Source organism: Zobellella sp. DQSA1 (assembly GCF_041950555.1).
In the GTDB taxonomy this organism is placed as follows: domain Bacteria; phylum Pseudomonadota; class Gammaproteobacteria; order Enterobacterales; family Aeromonadaceae; genus Oceanimonas.
Genome location: NZ_CP169531.1, coordinates 2,196,455 through 2,213,085, shown reverse-complemented (window position 1 = coordinate 2,213,085; position 16,631 = coordinate 2,196,455). Strand labels below are relative to the sequence as shown.

Annotated in this window: 18 protein-coding genes and 1 pseudogene; 18 read left to right on the top strand and 1 reads right to left on the bottom strand. The window is 57.9% G+C overall.

The window, feature by feature from the left end; translation table 11 throughout:
• Window positions 1–90: 90 nt before the first annotated feature.
• The 4 genes from mukF (at window position 91) to ACEVBK_RS10800 (ending at window position 7,379) form a co-directional block, all read left to right on the top strand.
• Window positions 91–1,416 (top strand): chromosome partition protein MukF, encoded by a 1,326-nt coding sequence (gene mukF / locus ACEVBK_RS10815; RefSeq protein ID WP_375054958.1) that lies wholly within the window; start codon window positions 91–93, stop codon window positions 1,414–1,416.
• A complete protein-coding gene (gene mukE / locus ACEVBK_RS10810) occupies window positions 1,397–2,071 on the top strand; it encodes a chromosome partition protein MukE (RefSeq protein ID WP_375054957.1) in 675 nt (224 codons plus the stop codon). Before mukF ends, mukE begins: the two co-directional genes overlap by 20 nt.
• Window positions 2,068–6,486, top strand: a complete 4,419-nt coding sequence (gene mukB, locus ACEVBK_RS10805) for a chromosome partition protein MukB (RefSeq protein WP_375054956.1) — start codon at window positions 2,068–2,070, stop codon at window positions 6,484–6,486. Before mukE ends, mukB begins: the two co-directional genes overlap by 4 nt.
• A gap of 329 nt (window positions 6,487–6,815) precedes the next feature.
• Complete coding sequence (locus ACEVBK_RS10800; protein WP_375054955.1) at window positions 6,816–7,379, top strand: hypothetical protein; 564 nt, start codon at window positions 6,816–6,818, stop codon at window positions 7,377–7,379.
• A gap of 320 nt (window positions 7,380–7,699) precedes the next feature.
• Here the strand turns inward: ACEVBK_RS10800 and ACEVBK_RS10795 are convergent, their stop codons facing one another.
• Window positions 7,700–7,939 carry a tyrosine-type recombinase/integrase gene (locus ACEVBK_RS10795; RefSeq protein WP_375054954.1) on the bottom strand — a complete coding sequence of 80 codons (240 nt, stop codon included), beginning with the start codon at window positions 7,937–7,939 and terminating at the stop codon, window positions 7,700–7,702.
• 38 nt (window positions 7,940–7,977) lie between these two features.
• On the opposite strand from ACEVBK_RS10795, the pseudogene ACEVBK_RS10790 reads away from it, so the two are divergent.
• From ACEVBK_RS10790 to ACEVBK_RS10725, 14 genes and pseudogenes are all read left to right on the top strand, one after another.
• Window positions 7,978–8,103, top strand: a pseudogene (locus ACEVBK_RS10790) (ISAs1 family transposase); the annotation flags it as partial.
• Between the two features lie 43 nt (window positions 8,104–8,146).
• Window positions 8,147–8,428 carry an AAA family ATPase gene (locus ACEVBK_RS10785; RefSeq protein ID WP_375058548.1) on the top strand — a complete coding sequence of 94 codons (282 nt, stop codon included), beginning with the start codon at window positions 8,147–8,149 and terminating at the stop codon, window positions 8,426–8,428.
• Between the two features lie 306 nt (window positions 8,429–8,734).
• Window positions 8,735–9,259 (top strand): DUF523 domain-containing protein, encoded by a 525-nt coding sequence (locus ACEVBK_RS10780; RefSeq protein WP_375054953.1) that lies wholly within the window; start codon window positions 8,735–8,737, stop codon window positions 9,257–9,259.
• 134 nt (window positions 9,260–9,393) lie between these two features.
• Complete coding sequence (locus ACEVBK_RS10775; RefSeq protein WP_375054952.1) at window positions 9,394–9,891, top strand: GNAT family N-acetyltransferase; 498 nt, start codon at window positions 9,394–9,396, stop codon at window positions 9,889–9,891.
• A 72-nt stretch (window positions 9,892–9,963) separates the two neighbouring features.
• Window positions 9,964–10,575 carry a LysE family translocator gene (locus ACEVBK_RS10770; RefSeq protein WP_375054951.1) on the top strand — a complete coding sequence of 204 codons (612 nt, stop codon included), beginning with the start codon at window positions 9,964–9,966 and terminating at the stop codon, window positions 10,573–10,575.
• An 82-nt stretch (window positions 10,576–10,657) separates the two neighbouring features.
• The gene (locus ACEVBK_RS10765; protein WP_375054950.1) at window positions 10,658–10,921 is read left to right on the top strand and encodes a hypothetical protein; all 264 of its coding nucleotides are present in this window, start codon (window positions 10,658–10,660) and stop codon (window positions 10,919–10,921) included.
• A gap of 166 nt (window positions 10,922–11,087) precedes the next feature.
• Window positions 11,088–11,816, top strand: a complete 729-nt coding sequence (locus ACEVBK_RS10760) for a helix-turn-helix transcriptional regulator (RefSeq protein ID WP_375054949.1) — start codon at window positions 11,088–11,090, stop codon at window positions 11,814–11,816.
• 36 nt (window positions 11,817–11,852) lie between these two features.
• Complete coding sequence (locus ACEVBK_RS10755; RefSeq protein ID WP_375054948.1) at window positions 11,853–12,185, top strand: hypothetical protein; 333 nt, start codon at window positions 11,853–11,855, stop codon at window positions 12,183–12,185.
• An 86-nt stretch (window positions 12,186–12,271) separates the two neighbouring features.
• Window positions 12,272–12,898, top strand: a complete 627-nt coding sequence (locus ACEVBK_RS10750) for a LysE family translocator (RefSeq protein ID WP_375054947.1) — start codon at window positions 12,272–12,274, stop codon at window positions 12,896–12,898.
• A gap of 37 nt (window positions 12,899–12,935) precedes the next feature.
• Complete coding sequence (locus tag ACEVBK_RS10745) at window positions 12,936–13,322, top strand: tautomerase family protein (RefSeq protein ID WP_375054946.1); 387 nt, start codon at window positions 12,936–12,938, stop codon at window positions 13,320–13,322.
• 60 nt (window positions 13,323–13,382) lie between these two features.
• On the top strand, window positions 13,383–13,781 hold the full coding sequence (locus tag ACEVBK_RS10740; RefSeq protein WP_375054945.1) for a GFA family protein: 399 nt from the start codon (window positions 13,383–13,385) through the stop codon (window positions 13,779–13,781).
• 98 nt (window positions 13,782–13,879) lie between these two features.
• Complete coding sequence (locus tag ACEVBK_RS10735) at window positions 13,880–14,437, top strand: hypothetical protein (protein WP_375054944.1); 558 nt, start codon at window positions 13,880–13,882, stop codon at window positions 14,435–14,437.
• Between the two features lie 262 nt (window positions 14,438–14,699).
• Window positions 14,700–15,464 carry a potassium channel family protein gene (locus ACEVBK_RS10730; protein ID WP_375054943.1) on the top strand — a complete coding sequence of 255 codons (765 nt, stop codon included), beginning with the start codon at window positions 14,700–14,702 and terminating at the stop codon, window positions 15,462–15,464.
• A 383-nt stretch (window positions 15,465–15,847) separates the two neighbouring features.
• Window positions 15,848–16,600, top strand: coding sequence for a carbon-nitrogen hydrolase family protein (locus tag ACEVBK_RS10725; protein ID WP_375054942.1), 753 nt, complete (start codon window positions 15,848–15,850; stop codon window positions 16,598–16,600).
• Window positions 16,601–16,631 lie beyond the last annotated feature (31 nt).

The following is a 16,631-nucleotide window of genomic DNA, read 5'->3' as shown; positions in this document are numbered from 1 at the left end:
GTCACGGGAAAGCGCTAAGGTGACGGGAAAATATAAAAGCCATCGGGCCGACAAGGGCCGGGTGGCGCCAACGGTGAAGAGAGCAGAACGATGACGGAAATGTCCCGCACCCTGCCGGACTGGATCGGCTGGGTCAGAGAGGAAAGCTTAAGTTTAAACCTGCCCCCGGAGCGGCTGGCCTTCCTGCTGGCGGTGCATATCGTCGGCCGGGGCGGCGAGCAGCCGCAACTGACCGAGGCCGAGCTGCACCATGCCTTTGGCTACGTCAGCAAGGGCTTCGGCCAGGCCGACGACACCCAGAGCAGCCGCGCCAACAACGCTATCAACGATCTGGTGCGCCAGCGCCTGCTGAGTCGCTTCCAGGGCGAGCCGGGCGAGGGCGAAAGCCTCTACCGCCTAACCCGCCTGGGGCTGGCCATCGTGGAATTCTTCGCCGCCCAGCGGGAAGTAAGCCAGATCAAGCTGTCGCTGTTGCTGGAGCAGATCGCCCACGATCTGGACAAGGTGGCCGAGGCCATTGCCGCCGAGCCGGACGAACAGCGCTGGGCCCAGGAGGTGGAGGGCCGGCTCAAGTATTCGGTGGCCGAACAGCTGGCACGCATCGACGACACCCAGCGGGCCATGGACGAGCAGCAGAACGCGGTCAAGGCAAACATCGCCGCCCTGCTCAACAAGAACTGGCACGAAGCCATTTCCGCCTGCGAACAGCTGCTGCGGGAAACCGGCCTCACCCTGCGCGAGCTGCAGGACACCCTGGACAAGGCCGGCCACGGCCTGCAGCAGAGCCTGCTCAACATCGAAGAGCGGCTGCAGCAAAGCGTGCGCGGCATTACGGTGGCCCCTCTGTGCCAGCAACTGCAGGCGCGGCTGGATGCCATCATCCACTGGGGCAGCCAGTGCATCGAGCTGTGGTCCCGCTACGACCGTCACGTGCACCGCTTTATCCGTACCGCCATCGACATGGATAAGAACCGCGCCTTCAGCCAGCGGCTGCGCGAGTCCATTCGCCAGTTCGAACAGCACAACTGGCGGCTGCGGATCAGCCAGGCCCTGCCGCTGCTGGAGCTGCGCGACGAGACCATGGCGGCCTACGCCGAGGAAGTGACCGGCGAACTGCCCGAAGAGCTGGAATACCAGGACATGGTGGACCTGGCCGCCGAGCTGTCGGGCCGTATCCGCGAACACTTGCAGGACTTTCCGCTCTCCGGCCGGCCGCTGGACCTGGCCCAGGTGCTCCGGGACTACCTGCACGATTTTCCCCATTACCAACATTTTGATCTCGCCCGCCTGCTGATCGACGAAGCGGTGAAACTGGGCCATGCCGACGCCGAACGCCTGGGCGCGGCCATGCCGGACTGGCAGACTATCAATGCCCACGGGGCCAAGGTACAAGCACATGTTATCGACCAATACTGAACTCGCCCTGGACCCCCGCCTGGCCCAGGCCATCGCCAACCCGCTGTTTCCGGCGCTGGACAACCAGCTGCGCGCCGGCCGCCATATCAGTGCCGACGAACTGGAGCAACACTCGCTGCTGCAGGAGTACTTTACCGAGCTCGAGGCCTTCTACCAGCGCTACCACGTGGAGCTGGTGCGTGCTCCCGAGGGTTTCTATTACCTGCGACCCCGCTCCACCAGCGAGCTGGGCACCTCCATCCTCTCCGAACTGGAGATGCTGGTGGGCAAGGTGCTGTGCTACCTCTACCTGAGTCCGGACCGGCTCATCAACGAAGGGGTGTTTTCGCTGACGGACCTGCAGGAAGAGATTTTGACCCTGTCCAACGAGCAGGCGCTGCTGCGCATGGTGAACCAGCGCGCCGGTGGCTCCGACCTCGACAAGCGCAAGCTCGCCGACAAGCTGAAAAGCGCCATCCGCCGGTTGAAGCGACTCGGCATGGTCAGCAGCGTGGGCACCCAGGACAAGTTCCGCATTACCGAGGCGGTCTTCCGCTTTGCCGCCGACGTGCGCAGCGATGAAGATCCGCGTGAACTGCAACTGCGCATGATAAGAGACGGCGAGGCCGTGGCCGGCACCGAGAATGAAGAAGAAGAGCAGGAGAACGACCAGTGAGCAGCGTTAACAGAGGCAAGTTTCATTCCCTGACCATGGTCAACTGGAACGGCTTTTTTGCCCGTACCTTCGAGCTGGATGCCCTGGTCACCACCCTCTCGGGCGGCAACGGCGCCGGCAAGTCCACCACCATGGCGGCCTTTATCGCCGCTCTTATTCCCGATCTCAGCCTGCTGCACTTTCGCAACACCACCGAGGCGGGCAGCCAGTCCGGCAGCCGCGACAAGGGCCTGTACGGCAAGCTGCAACGGGGCCACTGCTATTCGCTGATTGAGGTGGGCACCTCCGCCGGAGAGCGGGTCTGGTTTGGCGTGCACCTGGAACAGGTGGCCAACCGGGATAACAAGGTCAACATGGTGCCCTTTGCGGTGCAGGGGCTGGGCGAGGGCACGGCCCCCACCGCCCTGCTGCTGAGCCGGCTGGACGACGGTCGCGGGCTGGTGCGCTCCCTGAACGAACTGAAGGCCGCCGTCCTCGAGGCGGGCCTGCGTTTCACCCGCTTCAATACGGTGAGCGAGTATCACAACTTCTTGTTCGACATGGGCGTGACCCCGCGCAAGCTGAAAGATCAGCGCGACCGGGTGAAGTTCTACCGCTTGATCGAGGCCTCCCTGTACGGCGGTATTTCCAGCACCATCAGCCGCAGTCTCAAGGATTACCTGCTGCCGGAAAACGCCGGCATCCGCAAGGCCTTCCATGATATGGAGGCGGCTATCTTCGAGAACCGCCGCACCCTGGAAGCCATTCGCGAAACCCAGCGCCAGCGGGATCTGTTTCGCCAGCTAATCACCGAAACCACCCACTACGTGGCCGCCGACTATGTGCGCAACAGTGCCGAGAAGAAACGGCTGTCCGAGCAGGCCCTGGCCGCGCGCAAGGCCCTGGCCGAGGAGCGGCGCATCCTGGCCGAGGAAAAGGCCCGGCTGATTTACCTGGCCGACGAGCTGGACAACCTGTCCGCCCGGGAGCGGATGCTTACCGACGAGCTGGACATTGCCTCCGAGCACCTGGCCCGGGTGCTGAGTGGGGTCAAGCTCAACGAGAAAATCGCCGCCTACCAGCAGGAGCTGGACGAGCTGGAAGAAAAGCTCGCCATTCAGGAGGAAATGCTGGCCGAGCTGCAGGACGAACATGAAGAGGCCGCCGCTACCCGTGCCGCCGCCGAGGAGGAGGTGGACAGCCTCAAGAGCCAACTGGCCGACTACCAGCAGGCGCTGGACACCCAGCAGACCCGTGCCATCCAGTATCGCCAGGCTCGCCAGGCGCTGGGGGAGGCCAAGGTGCGCTGCGGCCTGCCCGAGCTCGGCCCGGAGCAGGCCAAGGAAGAAGAACAGCGCCACCAGGGCCGTGAGCAGGAACTGACCGCCGTGGTGCTGGAACAACGCCAGCAGCTTGCCCTGGCCGAAGCCGCCAAGGCCCAGTACGACCAGGCCCTGGGGCTACTCGAGGCCGTGGCCGGCCCGGTGGAGCGGGCCGCCGCCTTTGCCAAGGCCTGCCAGCTTATCGAACAAGGGCGCGATTATCAGAGCCTGCTGGGGCGGGAAGACGCCATTCGCCGCGCCCGGCAGGATGCCGAGCAGGCCGCCGAGCGCCGGCAGAAGGTGCTGGCCCTGCAGGCAGCCCTGGCCCGTCACGGCCGGGCTGTGCACGACGAAGCCGAGCTGGATCTGCAACTGGCGGAGCTGGACGAACAAAAGAGCGAGGTGGAAGAGCAACTGGCCGACTGCGCCGAGGAAAAGCGCCAGCTGCAATCCCAACTGGCGCAGGTAGCCCCCCGGGTGACCAAACTGCGCGCCGAGGCCCCCGCCTGGCACAAGGCCCAGGCCAAGTTGGAGCGGCTGCGTGAACTGAGCGGCCAGATGCTGGCCGACAGCGCCGAAGTGACTGCAGCCATGCAGCAGGCCCTGCGCGACGAGCACCAGGCCGAGCAGAGCAAGCAGCAGTCCCTGGCCGCCAAGCAGCAGCTGGAGCAGCAGATCCGTCGCCTGAGCAGCGGCGCCGATGCCGATCCGCGCCTGCTCGCCCTGTGCGAGCAACTGGGCGGCACCCTGCTGGCAGAGGTGTACGACGACATCGCCGTGGACGACGCCCCCTATTACGAGGCCCTGTACGGCCCGGCCCGCCACGCCGTCGTGGTGGCCGATCCCCTGGCGGCGCTGGAGCAGTTGCAGGTGCTGGAAGAATGCCCTCCGGATGTGTACCTGATCCAGGGCAACCCGGACGCCTTCGACGAAGACTTGCTGCAGGCGACCGAGCTGGAAGGCGCCATCTGGGTGCAAAATGGCGAACGGCAGTTGCGCTATTCCCGTTTTCCCGCCGATCCCCTGTTCGGCCGCGCCGCCCGCGAGGCCCGGATAGCATCCCTGAGTGCCGAGCTGGAGGCGGTGAGTGCCCGCTATGCGGAGTCTGCCTTCGCCCAGCAAAAGCACAGCCGGCTTTACCACCAACTGAGCGAATTCGTGAGCGACGGCCTGCAACTGGCCTTTGGCCCCAGCCCGGAAGAGGCCCTGACCGAACTTGCCGACCAGCAGCAGGCACTGGAGCAGGAACAGACGGTATTGGCCGAGCAGCAGGCCCAGTGGCAGCAGAAGCTGGCCGCCCTGCGCGAGCAGCAGGGGCTGCTGCACAAGCTGCTGCCCCTGGCCTCCTGGCTGGCCGCCGAGGGGCTGGACCAGCGCCTGGCCGCCGCCCGGGCGGACGCCGGGCAACTGGATGTGGCGCGCGACTTTATGGCCGCCCATGGCCAGCGACTGGGCCGGCTGGCCGAGCAGGTGCAGGTGCTACGCCAGGATCCTGCCGGCTACGATGCCCTCAAGGCGCGGGTGGAAGCCGCAGAAGCCGAACTGACCGAGGCCCGCGCCCGCACCTATGCCCTTAACCAACTGGTGGCGCGGCTGCCACACTTCGCCTATGCGGACGCGGAGCAACTGCTGAACCAGAGCTCGGCCATGAACGACAGCCTCAAGGCCAAGCTGGTGCAGGCCGAGGAGGCCCGGCGCAAGGCCGGCCTGCGCGCCGAGCAACTGGCCGGGCGGGTCAGCGACGCCCTGCAGGCGCGCACGGCACTGGTGACTGGCCGCGACGCCAGAAGCCAGACCCTGAACGAGTTCCGCGAAGAACTGACGGCGCTGGGCATCGTCCTTTCCGCCGACATGGAAGACAAGGCCCGCGAGGCCAAGCGAGAGCTTGAAAACGAGCTGGTGCACACCCGCGGCAAGCGCAGCCAGACCGAGGCCCAGCGGCAGGTCACCAAGCGCGAGATCGAATCCCTGAGCCAGCGCCTGGGCAAGGACGGTCAAGGTTACTTTGCCGCCCGCAAGGTGCTGGTGGCCCACAAGGCCAACTGGGCCCGGGTGGAACGGCTGGCCCGCGAGCACGGGGTGGAGCGTAGCCTGAGCCGGCCGGAACTGGCCTACCTGGACGCCGAGGAGCTGAGATCCATCTCCGACAAGGCACTGGGCGCCCTGCGCATGGCGGTAAACCACGACGAGGAGCTGCGCGATGCCCTGCGCCTCTCCGAAGGCAACCGCAACACCCTGCAAAAGGTGCAGTTCTACATACTGGTGTTCAGCTACCTCAAGGCACGCATCCGCCACGACATTATCCGCGCCGACGATCCGGTGGAGGCGCTGGAAGAGATGGAAGTGGAACTGGGCCGGCTGGCCGACGAGCTGCAACTGCGCGAAGGCCAGCTGTCGCTCTCCTCCCACGAGGTGGCGGCCAAGATCACCACCATCATCCGCCGGGAGCAGAACCGTATCCGCCTGCTCAACCAGGGCCTGCAGAACATCAGTTTCGGCCTGGTGGCCGGGGTGCGCCTCAACGTGAACATCCGCGACACCTACCAGCGGCTGCTGGAGGCCCTGAGTGATCCGGAAGGGCGGCACCAGGATCTGTTCAACAGCAAAGAGCTCAGCTTCTCCGAGGCCATGGGCAAGCTGTTCCAGCGGCTTAACCCGCAGCTGGAGCAGGGGGATCGCAGCCCGCAGGTACTGGGCCAGGCGCTGCTGGACTACCGCAACTACCTGGATCTGGACATCGAAGTGCAGCGCGGCGCCGACGGCTGGCTGCGCGCCGAGAGCGGGGCGCTCTCCACCGGCGAGGCCATCGGCACCGGCCAGGCCATTCTGCTGATGGTGCTGCAGAGCTGGGAGGAAGAATCCCGTCACCTGCGCAGTCGCGAAGTGCTGCCCTGCCGCCTGCTGTTCCTGGACGAGGCCGCGCGCCTGGACGCCCGCTCCATCGCCACCCTGTTCGAGCTGTGCGAACGCCAGGACATGCAGCTGCTGATTGCCGCACCCGAGAACATCAGCCCGGAAAAAGGCACCACTTACAAGCTGATCCGCAAGGTGCACGGCAAGCAGGAGCATGTGCACGTGGTGGGCCTGCGCGGCTTTGCCGGCGTTGCCGCTTGAGCCCGTCATGCTCGCGATTTAATAACAGACGCCCGCACCAGCGGGCGTTTTAACCCCCTTCCGTCACCGGGTGGCCGACACCATTGCTGCCCAGGCCGCTGCAGATACTCGGACAACAGCCGTCACGAAAGTGTCATTATTTACCCATTACCTTTCCATCCCTTCATATACTTAACGGTGGCTGACCGCGGCCTAAAACAAGGATTGACGGCAAACAGTGGCCGTTGATGGGCTTATATTGCCCATGCCAAACAGGAAGTTGATCATGCGGGAATGCGGAAACGTGAAAGTGCTTAATCGAAAGTTGGTGATAAATTCGAGGTATTATCATGAAAATCTTCAAAAAAGCTCCGCTAGTCATTCTCATTGGATCAACCCTGCTGCCCACCTATTCCATGGCGCAGTCGCACATGGGAGGTCACGATATGCTGGGCCCCAGCAAGGGCGACAGGGAATTTTCGCTTTCGGGAACCGGCTCCAGTAACAAGGACTTCGACAACAGCAGCTTCGGCGTATCGGTTGATTACGGGTGGTACCTGTCGGACAGAATGGTGGCTGGTATTCGCCAGAGTATCAGCTACGCTGACGTTAAAGGCGAGGATCTGTCGGGTGATTTTTGGAACGGCAGTACCCGCGGCTTTGTCGACTACCACTTCGGCCAGGGGGCGGCCCGTCCTTTCGTGGGCGCCACCTTGGGCGCCATCTACGGCGACGGCGTGAAGGACACCGGCACGGCCGGCCTGGAAGTCGGCCTCAAGTACTATGTGCTGCCTGCCACCTTTGTGCAGGCCAGGGCCGAATACCAGTTCCTGTTCGACAGCGGCGACAGTGCCAGAGACAACTTCGACAACGGCGCCTGGGCCTATGTGCTGGGCATGGGTATCAATTTCTGATCCTGCTTCCTTGGCAGGGCACCGGCCCTGCCAAGGACCCGTATCTCCCTCTCGGCAGTAACCGGGCACCACCAGGCAGCACCCACTTCCTATTCTGCCTTGCCTGCGAAGGCGGGCATCCGGAAAAAACAGCCTCGACTTCCCATTCCGCAAACCAAAATGCCCATCATGCAAAAGTTTCATTTGAATTCCATTCTGAGAACGGCAAAATAACCCGAGACTACAGGGAAGGAGAGGGCAGGTCGCCCACACAAGGCTCGGGCGGTAGCGTGCCTGAAAATATATTAACTGGGCCGCCCGAGCACATATTCAGTGCATTGCTACCCGGCCAGGTTGTCCAGCAGGCTGTTGGTGCCGGCGAAATACCGAACAATCACGTGGGTATAGATTCGCGTTGTTCGTACCTCGCTGTGACCCCGCAGTTCCTGTACCGTTCTGATATCCCGGCCTGCTTCCAGCAGATGGGTAGCGAATGAATGCCTGAAGCTATGGCAACTGATTTTTTTGTGCCGGAGACGGGACTTGATAACCGCTGCCTGGAGCGCTTTTCGGGGCACCAAATCCTGTAGATGATGACGACAGCTACAGCTACAGCTACAGCTACAGCACGCAGGAAAGCGGCCATGGCCGTAAAGAAACCCGGCTGAGCCTGGCGGTGGACGACCTGTCCATTCTGGGAGATTTCGCCTTTGACTGGCCAGAGTTAAAAACTTTAGGTGTAGTCTGTCGCAAGTCTTGGCAGGAACCTTGGGTTTCGTAATCTTGCCCTGCGGGATGCAACTGCCTGCGACCATGCCATGTTCTTTGAGCGTAGGGTACTGGACGCGCTGTACATGCTTGCTGCGGAGAGCGCGTTAACACGCGATGAAATCGTGCAATACGTCCAACAGTTCCCATATAACGGGGTTGTTTTTCTTCTTCCTCCATGGGAAGAAATTTACGATACAGACTCAGAACGTGATCAAAGTTCTGAGGAGTCCGTAGAGGTTCTGAGGGCATGCAAAGGTGGTATTCGCAATGGGTTACGAAACACTAGAAGTCCCACGTAACAATATTAAATAACTGTTCCGAATGGTAGATCACTACCGGCAGCGACAGGGTTTCGCTAAGCAGACCCTCCGCGCCAGGGATGGCGCGCGGAGCCCCCAGGGATGGGTTCACGGTGTGTCTGCGTGCGGTGCCCGGTCGATGTAGCACTATTAGGATCAGTTATTTAATGAGCGTGAGTAGTTTATTTTGCATAATATAGATAATCCATAACAAGGCACTGTTGGCGAACAATCATTCTTCCGCCGCTTCTCGGCTCCAAACTCGCCGCAAAGTTCTGCGTTAGCACTGTGCTGGAGGCTAGTAATTTGAGAAAAGTATTAATGAGTGCCTGCCTCTTAGGGAAAAGGGTTCGATATGATGGTGGAAGCCTTGCCATGACTGCTCAGATAGTTGAGCAGTGGATATCTGAGGGTCGAGTGATTTCTGTCTGCCCCGAAGTCGAGGCCGGGATGAGTATTCCCAGGAAGCCAGCGGAGATTTTCGAAGGCAATGGAGATGATGTATTAAAAGGCGAAGCCGATGTTATTGAAAAAAATGGAGGGAGGGTAACTCGTGATTTTTTAGCTGGTGCCTCCATTGCTTTGGATTTATGCAATAAGTTCAACATCACAATTGCAGTGCTTGCAGAATTTAGCCCCTCCTGCGGAAGCTCAGCTGTTTACGACGGGAGCTTCTCAGGTAGAAAAGTTCCCGGCATGGGGGTTACAGCAGCTTTGCTACGCCAACATGGTGTTCAAGTGTTTAACCAGTATGAGATAGCCGATGCTGACAAGGTAATCCACGCGACTGAAGAGGTAACCCTCATAATCCAGAATGACGATGTATCATAAACACAAGCTTGGATTACTCACCCTGGGTTAAAACCATATAACCAAGCCATTAAACTCGCGAGTTTCGTACGCCGGACTTCGTTTCACTCGGCCGCCTGTGGCCGACGTTATGCGTTTTTGGAGACATGTCGATTATGGAAATTGAAGTCAGAAGGGCAGAACCTTCAGATGCCAGGGCAATAAAAGAGATTTACGAATGTGAAAATGCTTACAGCAGGACTTTGCAGCTTCCCCATCCATCGCTAGAACTTTGGGAAAAGCGCATTTCAAATATCCCGGAGCATGTTTATGCTTATGTTGCTTTGTTAGACGGTGAGGTTGTAGGTAATTTGGGTTTTGAGGTATGTACCAATCCAAGACGTCGCCATGTGGGTTATTTTGGCATGGGAGTAAAAGATAATGTTCAGGGAAAAGGTATCGGTAGTGCTTTATTGACTACGGTGACTGAACTTGCAGATAAATGGTTGAATCTGAAGCGACTGGAGCTCACTGTTTATGTTGATAATGAGCGCGCGATTAATTTGTATAAGAAGTTTGGTTTTGAAATTGAAGGTGAGTCAGAATCTTATGCTTTTAGATATGGTGAATATGTTAATGTTTATCATATGGCTCGCATCGCAAGCAATGAATAAAAATGTTTTAGAAGGGCTGGTTTTCCGCTGATCCCAAGTCAGTCACAAATTCGGGAGTTATGAGAAGGGTATATGGATAATTATATAATATATGTGGGCGTGGCAATGGCAACAATTCTATTGCCTGGACCCGCCGTTATGTTAACGATAAACAACTCCATTCAGAGAGGATTGTCCAAGTCACTTGCTGGGATATTTGGTATAGCATTGGCAATTTTGCTTGTGGCAATGGTTTCTGCTACAAGCTTAGGCATTATTCTGGCAAGCTCGGTGATGGCATTCACAGTGGTAAAAGTAATTGGAGCCGTGTATTTGATATACCTTGGTATAAAAATGTGGCGTGTGAACGAGGTGGGCGGTGCACGTTATGATCATCAAGAGGTTTCTTTTTTTAAATGTTTTTCTGAAGGTTTTTTGGTTTCCGCTTCGAATCCCAAAGCAGTTGTTTTCTTTATGTCTATATTTCCACAGTTTATTAATTTATCTCAAGAATACAAGCCGCAATTTATTTTATTGTCGTTGACTTTTAGCATGCTGGTTATAATTATCCACGTGGCCTACGCGCTTTTTTCATCTTTTGCTAGAAAAAAGCTTTCCTCTAAAAAAGGTAATATGATTTTAAATAAAATTAGTGGGGGAGTTTTTGTTGGTTTTGGTGTTGGCTTGGCAGCATCAAGCAGGTGATTCATCATAACATGGCCAAGTGCAGCGACCACCTTTTCGTTGCGGCTTCACCTTCACTACAAGGCTGCGGGGGTTAAGCTCTATGGGGCGTAGCGACCTGAAAGGCATCACAGGCGAAATCGTCGGCTCGTTCATTAGCCGGAACAATGAAGTTGATGGCTATTGGGCTTTAGGCTTGCTCTGTAGGCTTTCCCGTGAGCTCAACCAGACGAAAATCACAATGGATCTGGTGAGCCCCGGGTTAAAGGAAAAGGAAGAAGCCGGGGGCAATCGACATCTCGGTATGCTCCCGGAACAGCAGGGTACTGACGACCCTGAGACTCAACAAGCGGACACTGAACGCTGATGAAAAGCGCCGCATCCCCAAAGTGGTCAAACTGGGGTGTTGTTGACAATGGCCTGTAAATTGCCACCGGGTTAATAGTTTGACACCGGGGCTGGGGTTACCCGCCATACAGCCGATGCGGGCCGTCGTGCCCAATCACCGGACGATAACCAACAGGGTTGGCGACATGAGAAAAGCAGACCGGCTGTTTCAGTTGGTGAACGTGTTACGTGTAAGGCAGCCAGTCACGGCAAAGGCGTTGTCAGAAGAGCTGTCGGTATCGGTACGCACGGTCTACCGCTATATCGATGATCTGTCCGTGGCTGGCATTCCTGTCTACGGTGAGCCCGGTATTGGCTATCGGCTGCAAGAGGGCTTCGAGCTCCGCCCCCTGGTGCTGACGCCAGAGGAGCTGGACGCGCTTCTTTTGGGAGCCCAGATGGTTTCGGTGTCGACAGGCGCGAGCCTGACGGCGGCCGCGCGGACCTTGCTCAGCAAGATCCGCGCCTCGTTGCCGGAGCAGGGCACACCAAGCCGGGGGCGGTGGGCGCATGCGCTGACGGTGGAGCACCGGGGCGATATCGCAGAGCTGTGGGACCTGCTGCAAGAAGCGATTTGTGCGCGGCGGGTGGTCCGTTTTCGCTACGGGACCGCGGATGGAAAGGTATCGCAGCGGGAAGTCTGGCCGCTCGGACTTTTCTACTGGGGAGGCAAATGGACACTGGGATCCTGGTGCCTGTTGCGGCAAGCATTCAGAGAGTTTCGCCTCGACCGGATGAGTGCCGTCGAGGCGCTGGACCACGGCTTTGAGCCAACGCAGGCAATCAACCTGGAAGCCTACATGGCGCGACAAGCCGCCGCATGGCACGAAGGCTGTGGACCTACTGACACCACGGTGTCAGCAGGGCTGTCGTAAGCTGCCTGGACCTTATGAAACGACAGGGATCAGGTAATGAAAGTATTGACACTCATGAAAGAAAGCGCGCTTGGCTTCGGCGGCGTCGAGTTTGCAACCTTCAGGCTGCGCGAGGGCGTTGAGGAGCGTACTTTGCTCGAGGCTTCCGAGCAGGTGGACCGAGAGTTTCTGGCCCACGAGGAAGGGCTCCTCGGTCATGTCCTGTTGCGGGGGCGGGATGGCATTTACGCCGATCTCGCCTTTGCCGACTCGCAAGCGCGGGCCGAGGCGGTGTGCGCCAAGTGGACCGCCAACGCGGTTGCGCTCCAGTATATAGAGCTGCTGGACGAGCAGTCGGTGGAGATGACGTTCTGGGAGCGGATACGCTAGCGGGCTTCACCCTTCACGCGAGACGGCGACTCACCCAGGGTGGACCGCCGATTCATTTCAGGCATTAGTTATCACCGGAGGTTACTATGTTTCCCTTGGAAATCTGGCTTGCTTACACCGCAGCATGTGTATTGCTGGTGTTGTCCCCGGGGCCGGATAACGTGCTCGCCATCGGACGTGGGCTCAGTCAGGGCAAAGGGGCCGCCATTGTTTCCGGCCTGTCTTCGGGTGGCGGCATTCTGTTTCATGTCATGGCCGCGATATTCGGCCTTACCCTGCTTATGCAAACCTCCGCGGTTGCCTTCTGGGTGGTAAAACTTGTCGGTGCAACATACTTGCTGTGGCTCGGGATAAAAGTGTTGCGCTCAAGGAACCTGTTCAACTTTGCACCGGCTGAAAAGCAATCCACCGGCACCATTTTCATCACCGGCTTCTTGTCGGCGGCCCTGAATCCGAAGCCGGGGTTTTTCGTGCTTGCCTTTATCCCTCAGTTCGTCAGTCCGGCTCGTGGCTCGGTTACGGCACAGATGCTTGTTTATGGGGTTTGGTTCGCCCTGCTCACCGCCATCGGTTTCGCGCTGATGGGGATATTTGCATCAAGGCTGTCCAAATGCCTTCAGGCAAGGCCGCGATTCGTGTCCGGTCTTAATATGGGGGCGGGGGTGGCTTTTATCGCTTCCGGCTTGTCGGTTGCCGCACTCAAGCAGAGGTAATCGGCATGGTGCAGTGTTACACATTACAGGAGATATTATGATAGTCGTTTATGGGATCAAGGCGCATCTTAATCCGATCAAGGCTCGGCTTTCCGAGGTTATCCACGGGTGCATGCAATCCGTGCTGGGAATGCCGGAAGACAAAAGGGTCCATCGCTTTATTCCCCTGGAGGCCGAAGATCTCTACTACCCCGGCGGCCGCTCGCCTGCCTATACTGTGATTGAAATCAATATGATGCAGGGGCGTTCCTCGGATACCCAAAAAGCCTTGATAAAGGCGCTGTTCAGCCGGATTGAATCGGAGGTTGGTATTGCACCCGTGGATGTGGAAGTAACCATCAAGGAACAGCCGGCCCACTGCTGGGGTTTTCGTGGCATGACCGGAGACGAGGTCCGTGACCTCAAGTATTCGGTCAATGTGTAGTCAGCCGCAGTTTTGCTCAGCGCTAAATTCCCGAGTTACCGACATAAGTCAGGAGGCAATATGAAAGGAACATGTTTGTGCGGATCCATCGAAGTGGCAGCGAATGACCATAAAGACGTCGGCCTTTGCCATTGCTCGATGTGCAGACGCTGGTCGGGCGGCCCCATGTTTGCCGTTCATTGCGGGGCCGGTGTCGTTTTCAGTGGCAATCAACCAGCGGTATATCGGTCGTCCGACTGGGCCGAACGTGGCTTTTGCTCCACCTGCGGAACCCACTTGTTTTACCATCTCCTTCCAAATGACGAGTACATCTTGCCTGCTGGTCTGTTTCAGGATCAGGATTTCAGCTTGACCAGTGAGATCTTTATCGACGAAAAGCCCGCCTATTACGAGTTCAAAAATGAGACCCATAAGCTGACCGGACAGCAGGTGTTTGAACAGTTTTCACCCAAGAATTAAATTTCTGTTCCGAATAGTAAATTAATCAAGGCGGCAGGCGGGTGCTGCTAAGCAGGCTCTCCGTGGCGTTTAATAACCATAAATTAAAGGGATAAAAGATGAAAAGAATAGGATCATACCTCACACTGGCGGTTCTGGCAGGATGTGCTCACTACTCGCCGCAAGAGATTGCTTACACCCCCGCTGAATGCATTGGCAGTGCGGCACTGCCAATGGCGGTTGCCGATCAATTCGAAGCTATTCATGACCCTGCACTTCTTCAGCAGGCATTGGGCGGACCCGAGCAGGGAAAACTCTGTCAGGGGCAGGTTTATCAGAGCAAAGCCGATACGGAAGTCAAAATTTTCCGGGCCTGGAATAGCACCAACCCCAACAGTCAATACGGGCAATGGTGGGCATTCAATAAACCCAGCGGCCCTGTCGCACAATACCGCGCCGATTATGAGATCTGCTATCAATGGTCTCCGTTGGATAAACTGGCAAGCTGTAACCTTAAAACCGGGAGCAAGATCGTTGTCGGTACAGGGCAAAGCGCGCAGTGCTCTGAATATTTAACTTACCCTGTGTCTGAAACACAGCAAATCTTCCTGGTCGATGCCTCTGACGCAGTAACCGACTGCAGGATCAGCGATGGCATGCTGAGCTGGAATCCATAGGGTTGAGAGCAAAATGGCCATCGACTCCATGCACATCTGCTGGATGTGATACCGGGTTATCAACCGCACAATCCAAAATCAAGAAAGGCTGCCTTATCAAAAGTCGAACATTCGGCCGAGCGTTACTGCAATATTGTTCCGTTTAAGAGGGGGCGGGTAGCATTTTCCGCCTGGCCCGATGAAGATAAAGGCAGCTAGAGTCTTTTCCATCGCTCGCTTACAATGATTTCTCAGAACTGCACTAACGCGACGGATGGCTGCAATGACAAAAACAAGGGCTCGGCTCTACTACCAGCTGGCACCGGAAGGCTGGAAAAAGTTTGGCCTTTCACCAACGAATAAACTGATCTGTCTGCTTATCCTTTTGGCGGCTCTTACCGCTATCATCGAAACCGAAGCCAGCGTCCGGGATACAGCACCTTTTCTCTTCAACACGCTGGAAACCTGCTTTGCGCTCATCTTCACCATCGAGTACCTGGCGCGCATTTATGCAGCGGGCGAGAACCCGCGTTATAGCGGAATATCGGGACGTATACGCTATATGCTGAGCTGGTGGGCTTTGGTGGATTTGCTGGCGATCCTCCCGTTTTTCCTTGGCTTTCTTGCCATCAACAATGCGTTTTTATTGCGGCTATTACGGATTGTCCGCCTGTTGCGCCTTTCCCGTCTGGGGCGGTTCAGTCAGGCGTGGTCGGCACTGGCGGAGGCGGTAAAGGCCCGTATGCACGAACTGCTTCTAAGCCTGGGGCTGGCGGGGTTGTTGCTGTTGTTTTCGTCCGCCTGTTTGTATGCGGTTGAAGCGTCACACCAACCGGAAGCATTTGGCAGCGTACCTCGCGCCTTGTGGTGGAGCATAGCCACACTGACCACGGTGGGCTATGGTGATGTTACGCCCATCACGGCCTGGGGAAAGCTGTTTGCCGGTATTACGGCCATTGCAGGCATCGGCCTTATCGCCATGCCAACCGGCATTTTGGCTGCCGCATGCAGCAATGCTTTCCAGAAAAAAAACGCCAGGGAAGGATAATAAAATGGAACTACCCGAATATGTCAAACCTGGCGAGGTCGCACGCCGGATCCCCGTTGCTGCCGATACCAGTCGAGAACCGCGAGCGCTTCAATCCTTTATCCTGGCATGATCCGCACTAAATAACTGATCCTAAGGGTGCTACATCGACCGGACCCCGCACGCAGACACGCCGTGAACCCATCCCTGGCGCGGCGGGTTTGCTTAGCGGTACACTGCCCGTTGTCTTGATTGATCTACCATTCGGAACAGCTATTTAGAGCTGTTTATTCACGCGAATAAATCCGCCTTTACGCCCGGGGAGACGGGGCTGAATAGGGCCGCACGGCACATTAATCGGCGCGCTTATCGTGATGTACAAAGACCTCATCAACGGAGACTGTGTGAACAACAGCACCATCATTGTCGGCCTGGCTCAGAGCCAGGCCGAGAAAGGCGATCTCGTCAAAAACCTGAATACCCACCTGGAGTTTATTGCGGCATCTTCCCGGCTGGGGACGGATCTGGTGGCGTTCCCCGAGCTTTCCCTCACCGGCTATGAGCTGGAACTGGCGGCGGAACTGGCTTTGGATGCCGGTTCATCCGTGTTGACCGAACTGTCGCTGGCGGCGGTACGGCACCAAATTGTGGTGGTGGCCGGCTGTCCGCTTAAAAATGGAGCGGACAAGCCCTTTATCGGTGCGGTGATCTGTTTTCCCGATGGGCGGGTGGAGTATTACGCCAAGCAGTATCTGCATCCGGGGGAGGCGCAATATTGTGCTCCCGGTCATCGGAATTACCAGTTTCCGGTCAAGGGCCACCGGGTGGCCCTGGCCATTTGTGCGGACTTTGGTGAGGCCCGGCATGGGCAGGATGCCCAGGCCGCCGGGGCCGGGTTTTATCTGGCCAGTGCCCTGATATCGGAGTCGGGTTTTGCGGCGGACAGCCGATTGCTTTCCTCCCTTGCGGCCCGATTGGAAATGCCGGTGCTGCTGTGCAACCATGCCGGGGTCACCGGTGGCTGGGCCGCTTGCGGCAACAGCGGTTTCTGGGATGGTGCCGGCAGGCCGGTGTTTGCGGCCCGGGGGGCAAACACCGGATTGGTGCTGTGTACCCTCAGCCAGGAGCAACAATCCGGTCGTTTTTATCCCATCTAAGCTGAACCGGCTTTCGCATGAGTTTAAAGGT

Excerpts from the sequence above, each read along its gene's own strand:
- mukF (WP_375054958.1), top strand. The coding sequence starts at position 91 with ATGACGGAAATGTCCCGCACCCTGCCGGACTGGATCGGCTGGGTCAGA.
- mukE (WP_375054957.1), top strand. The coding sequence starts at position 1,397 with ATGTTATCGACCAATACTGAACTCGCCCTGGACCCCCGCCTGGCCCAG.
- ACEVBK_RS10800 (WP_375054955.1), top strand. The coding sequence starts at position 6,816 with ATGAAAATCTTCAAAAAAGCTCCGCTAGTCATTCTCATTGGATCAACC.
- ACEVBK_RS10775 (WP_375054952.1), top strand. The coding sequence starts at position 9,394 with ATGGAAATTGAAGTCAGAAGGGCAGAACCTTCAGATGCCAGGGCAATA.
- ACEVBK_RS10770 (WP_375054951.1), top strand. The coding sequence starts at position 9,964 with ATGGATAATTATATAATATATGTGGGCGTGGCAATGGCAACAATTCTA.
- ACEVBK_RS10765 (WP_375054950.1), top strand. The coding sequence starts at position 10,658 with ATGGGGCGTAGCGACCTGAAAGGCATCACAGGCGAAATCGTCGGCTCG.
- ACEVBK_RS10760 (WP_375054949.1), top strand. The coding sequence starts at position 11,088 with ATGAGAAAAGCAGACCGGCTGTTTCAGTTGGTGAACGTGTTACGTGTA.
- ACEVBK_RS10755 (WP_375054948.1), top strand. The coding sequence starts at position 11,853 with ATGAAAGTATTGACACTCATGAAAGAAAGCGCGCTTGGCTTCGGCGGC.
- ACEVBK_RS10750 (WP_375054947.1), top strand. The coding sequence starts at position 12,272 with ATGTTTCCCTTGGAAATCTGGCTTGCTTACACCGCAGCATGTGTATTG.
- ACEVBK_RS10745 (WP_375054946.1), top strand. The coding sequence starts at position 12,936 with ATGATAGTCGTTTATGGGATCAAGGCGCATCTTAATCCGATCAAGGCT.
- ACEVBK_RS10740 (WP_375054945.1), top strand. The coding sequence starts at position 13,383 with ATGAAAGGAACATGTTTGTGCGGATCCATCGAAGTGGCAGCGAATGAC.
- ACEVBK_RS10735 (WP_375054944.1), top strand. The coding sequence starts at position 13,880 with ATGAAAAGAATAGGATCATACCTCACACTGGCGGTTCTGGCAGGATGT.
- ACEVBK_RS10730 (WP_375054943.1), top strand. The coding sequence starts at position 14,700 with ATGACAAAAACAAGGGCTCGGCTCTACTACCAGCTGGCACCGGAAGGC.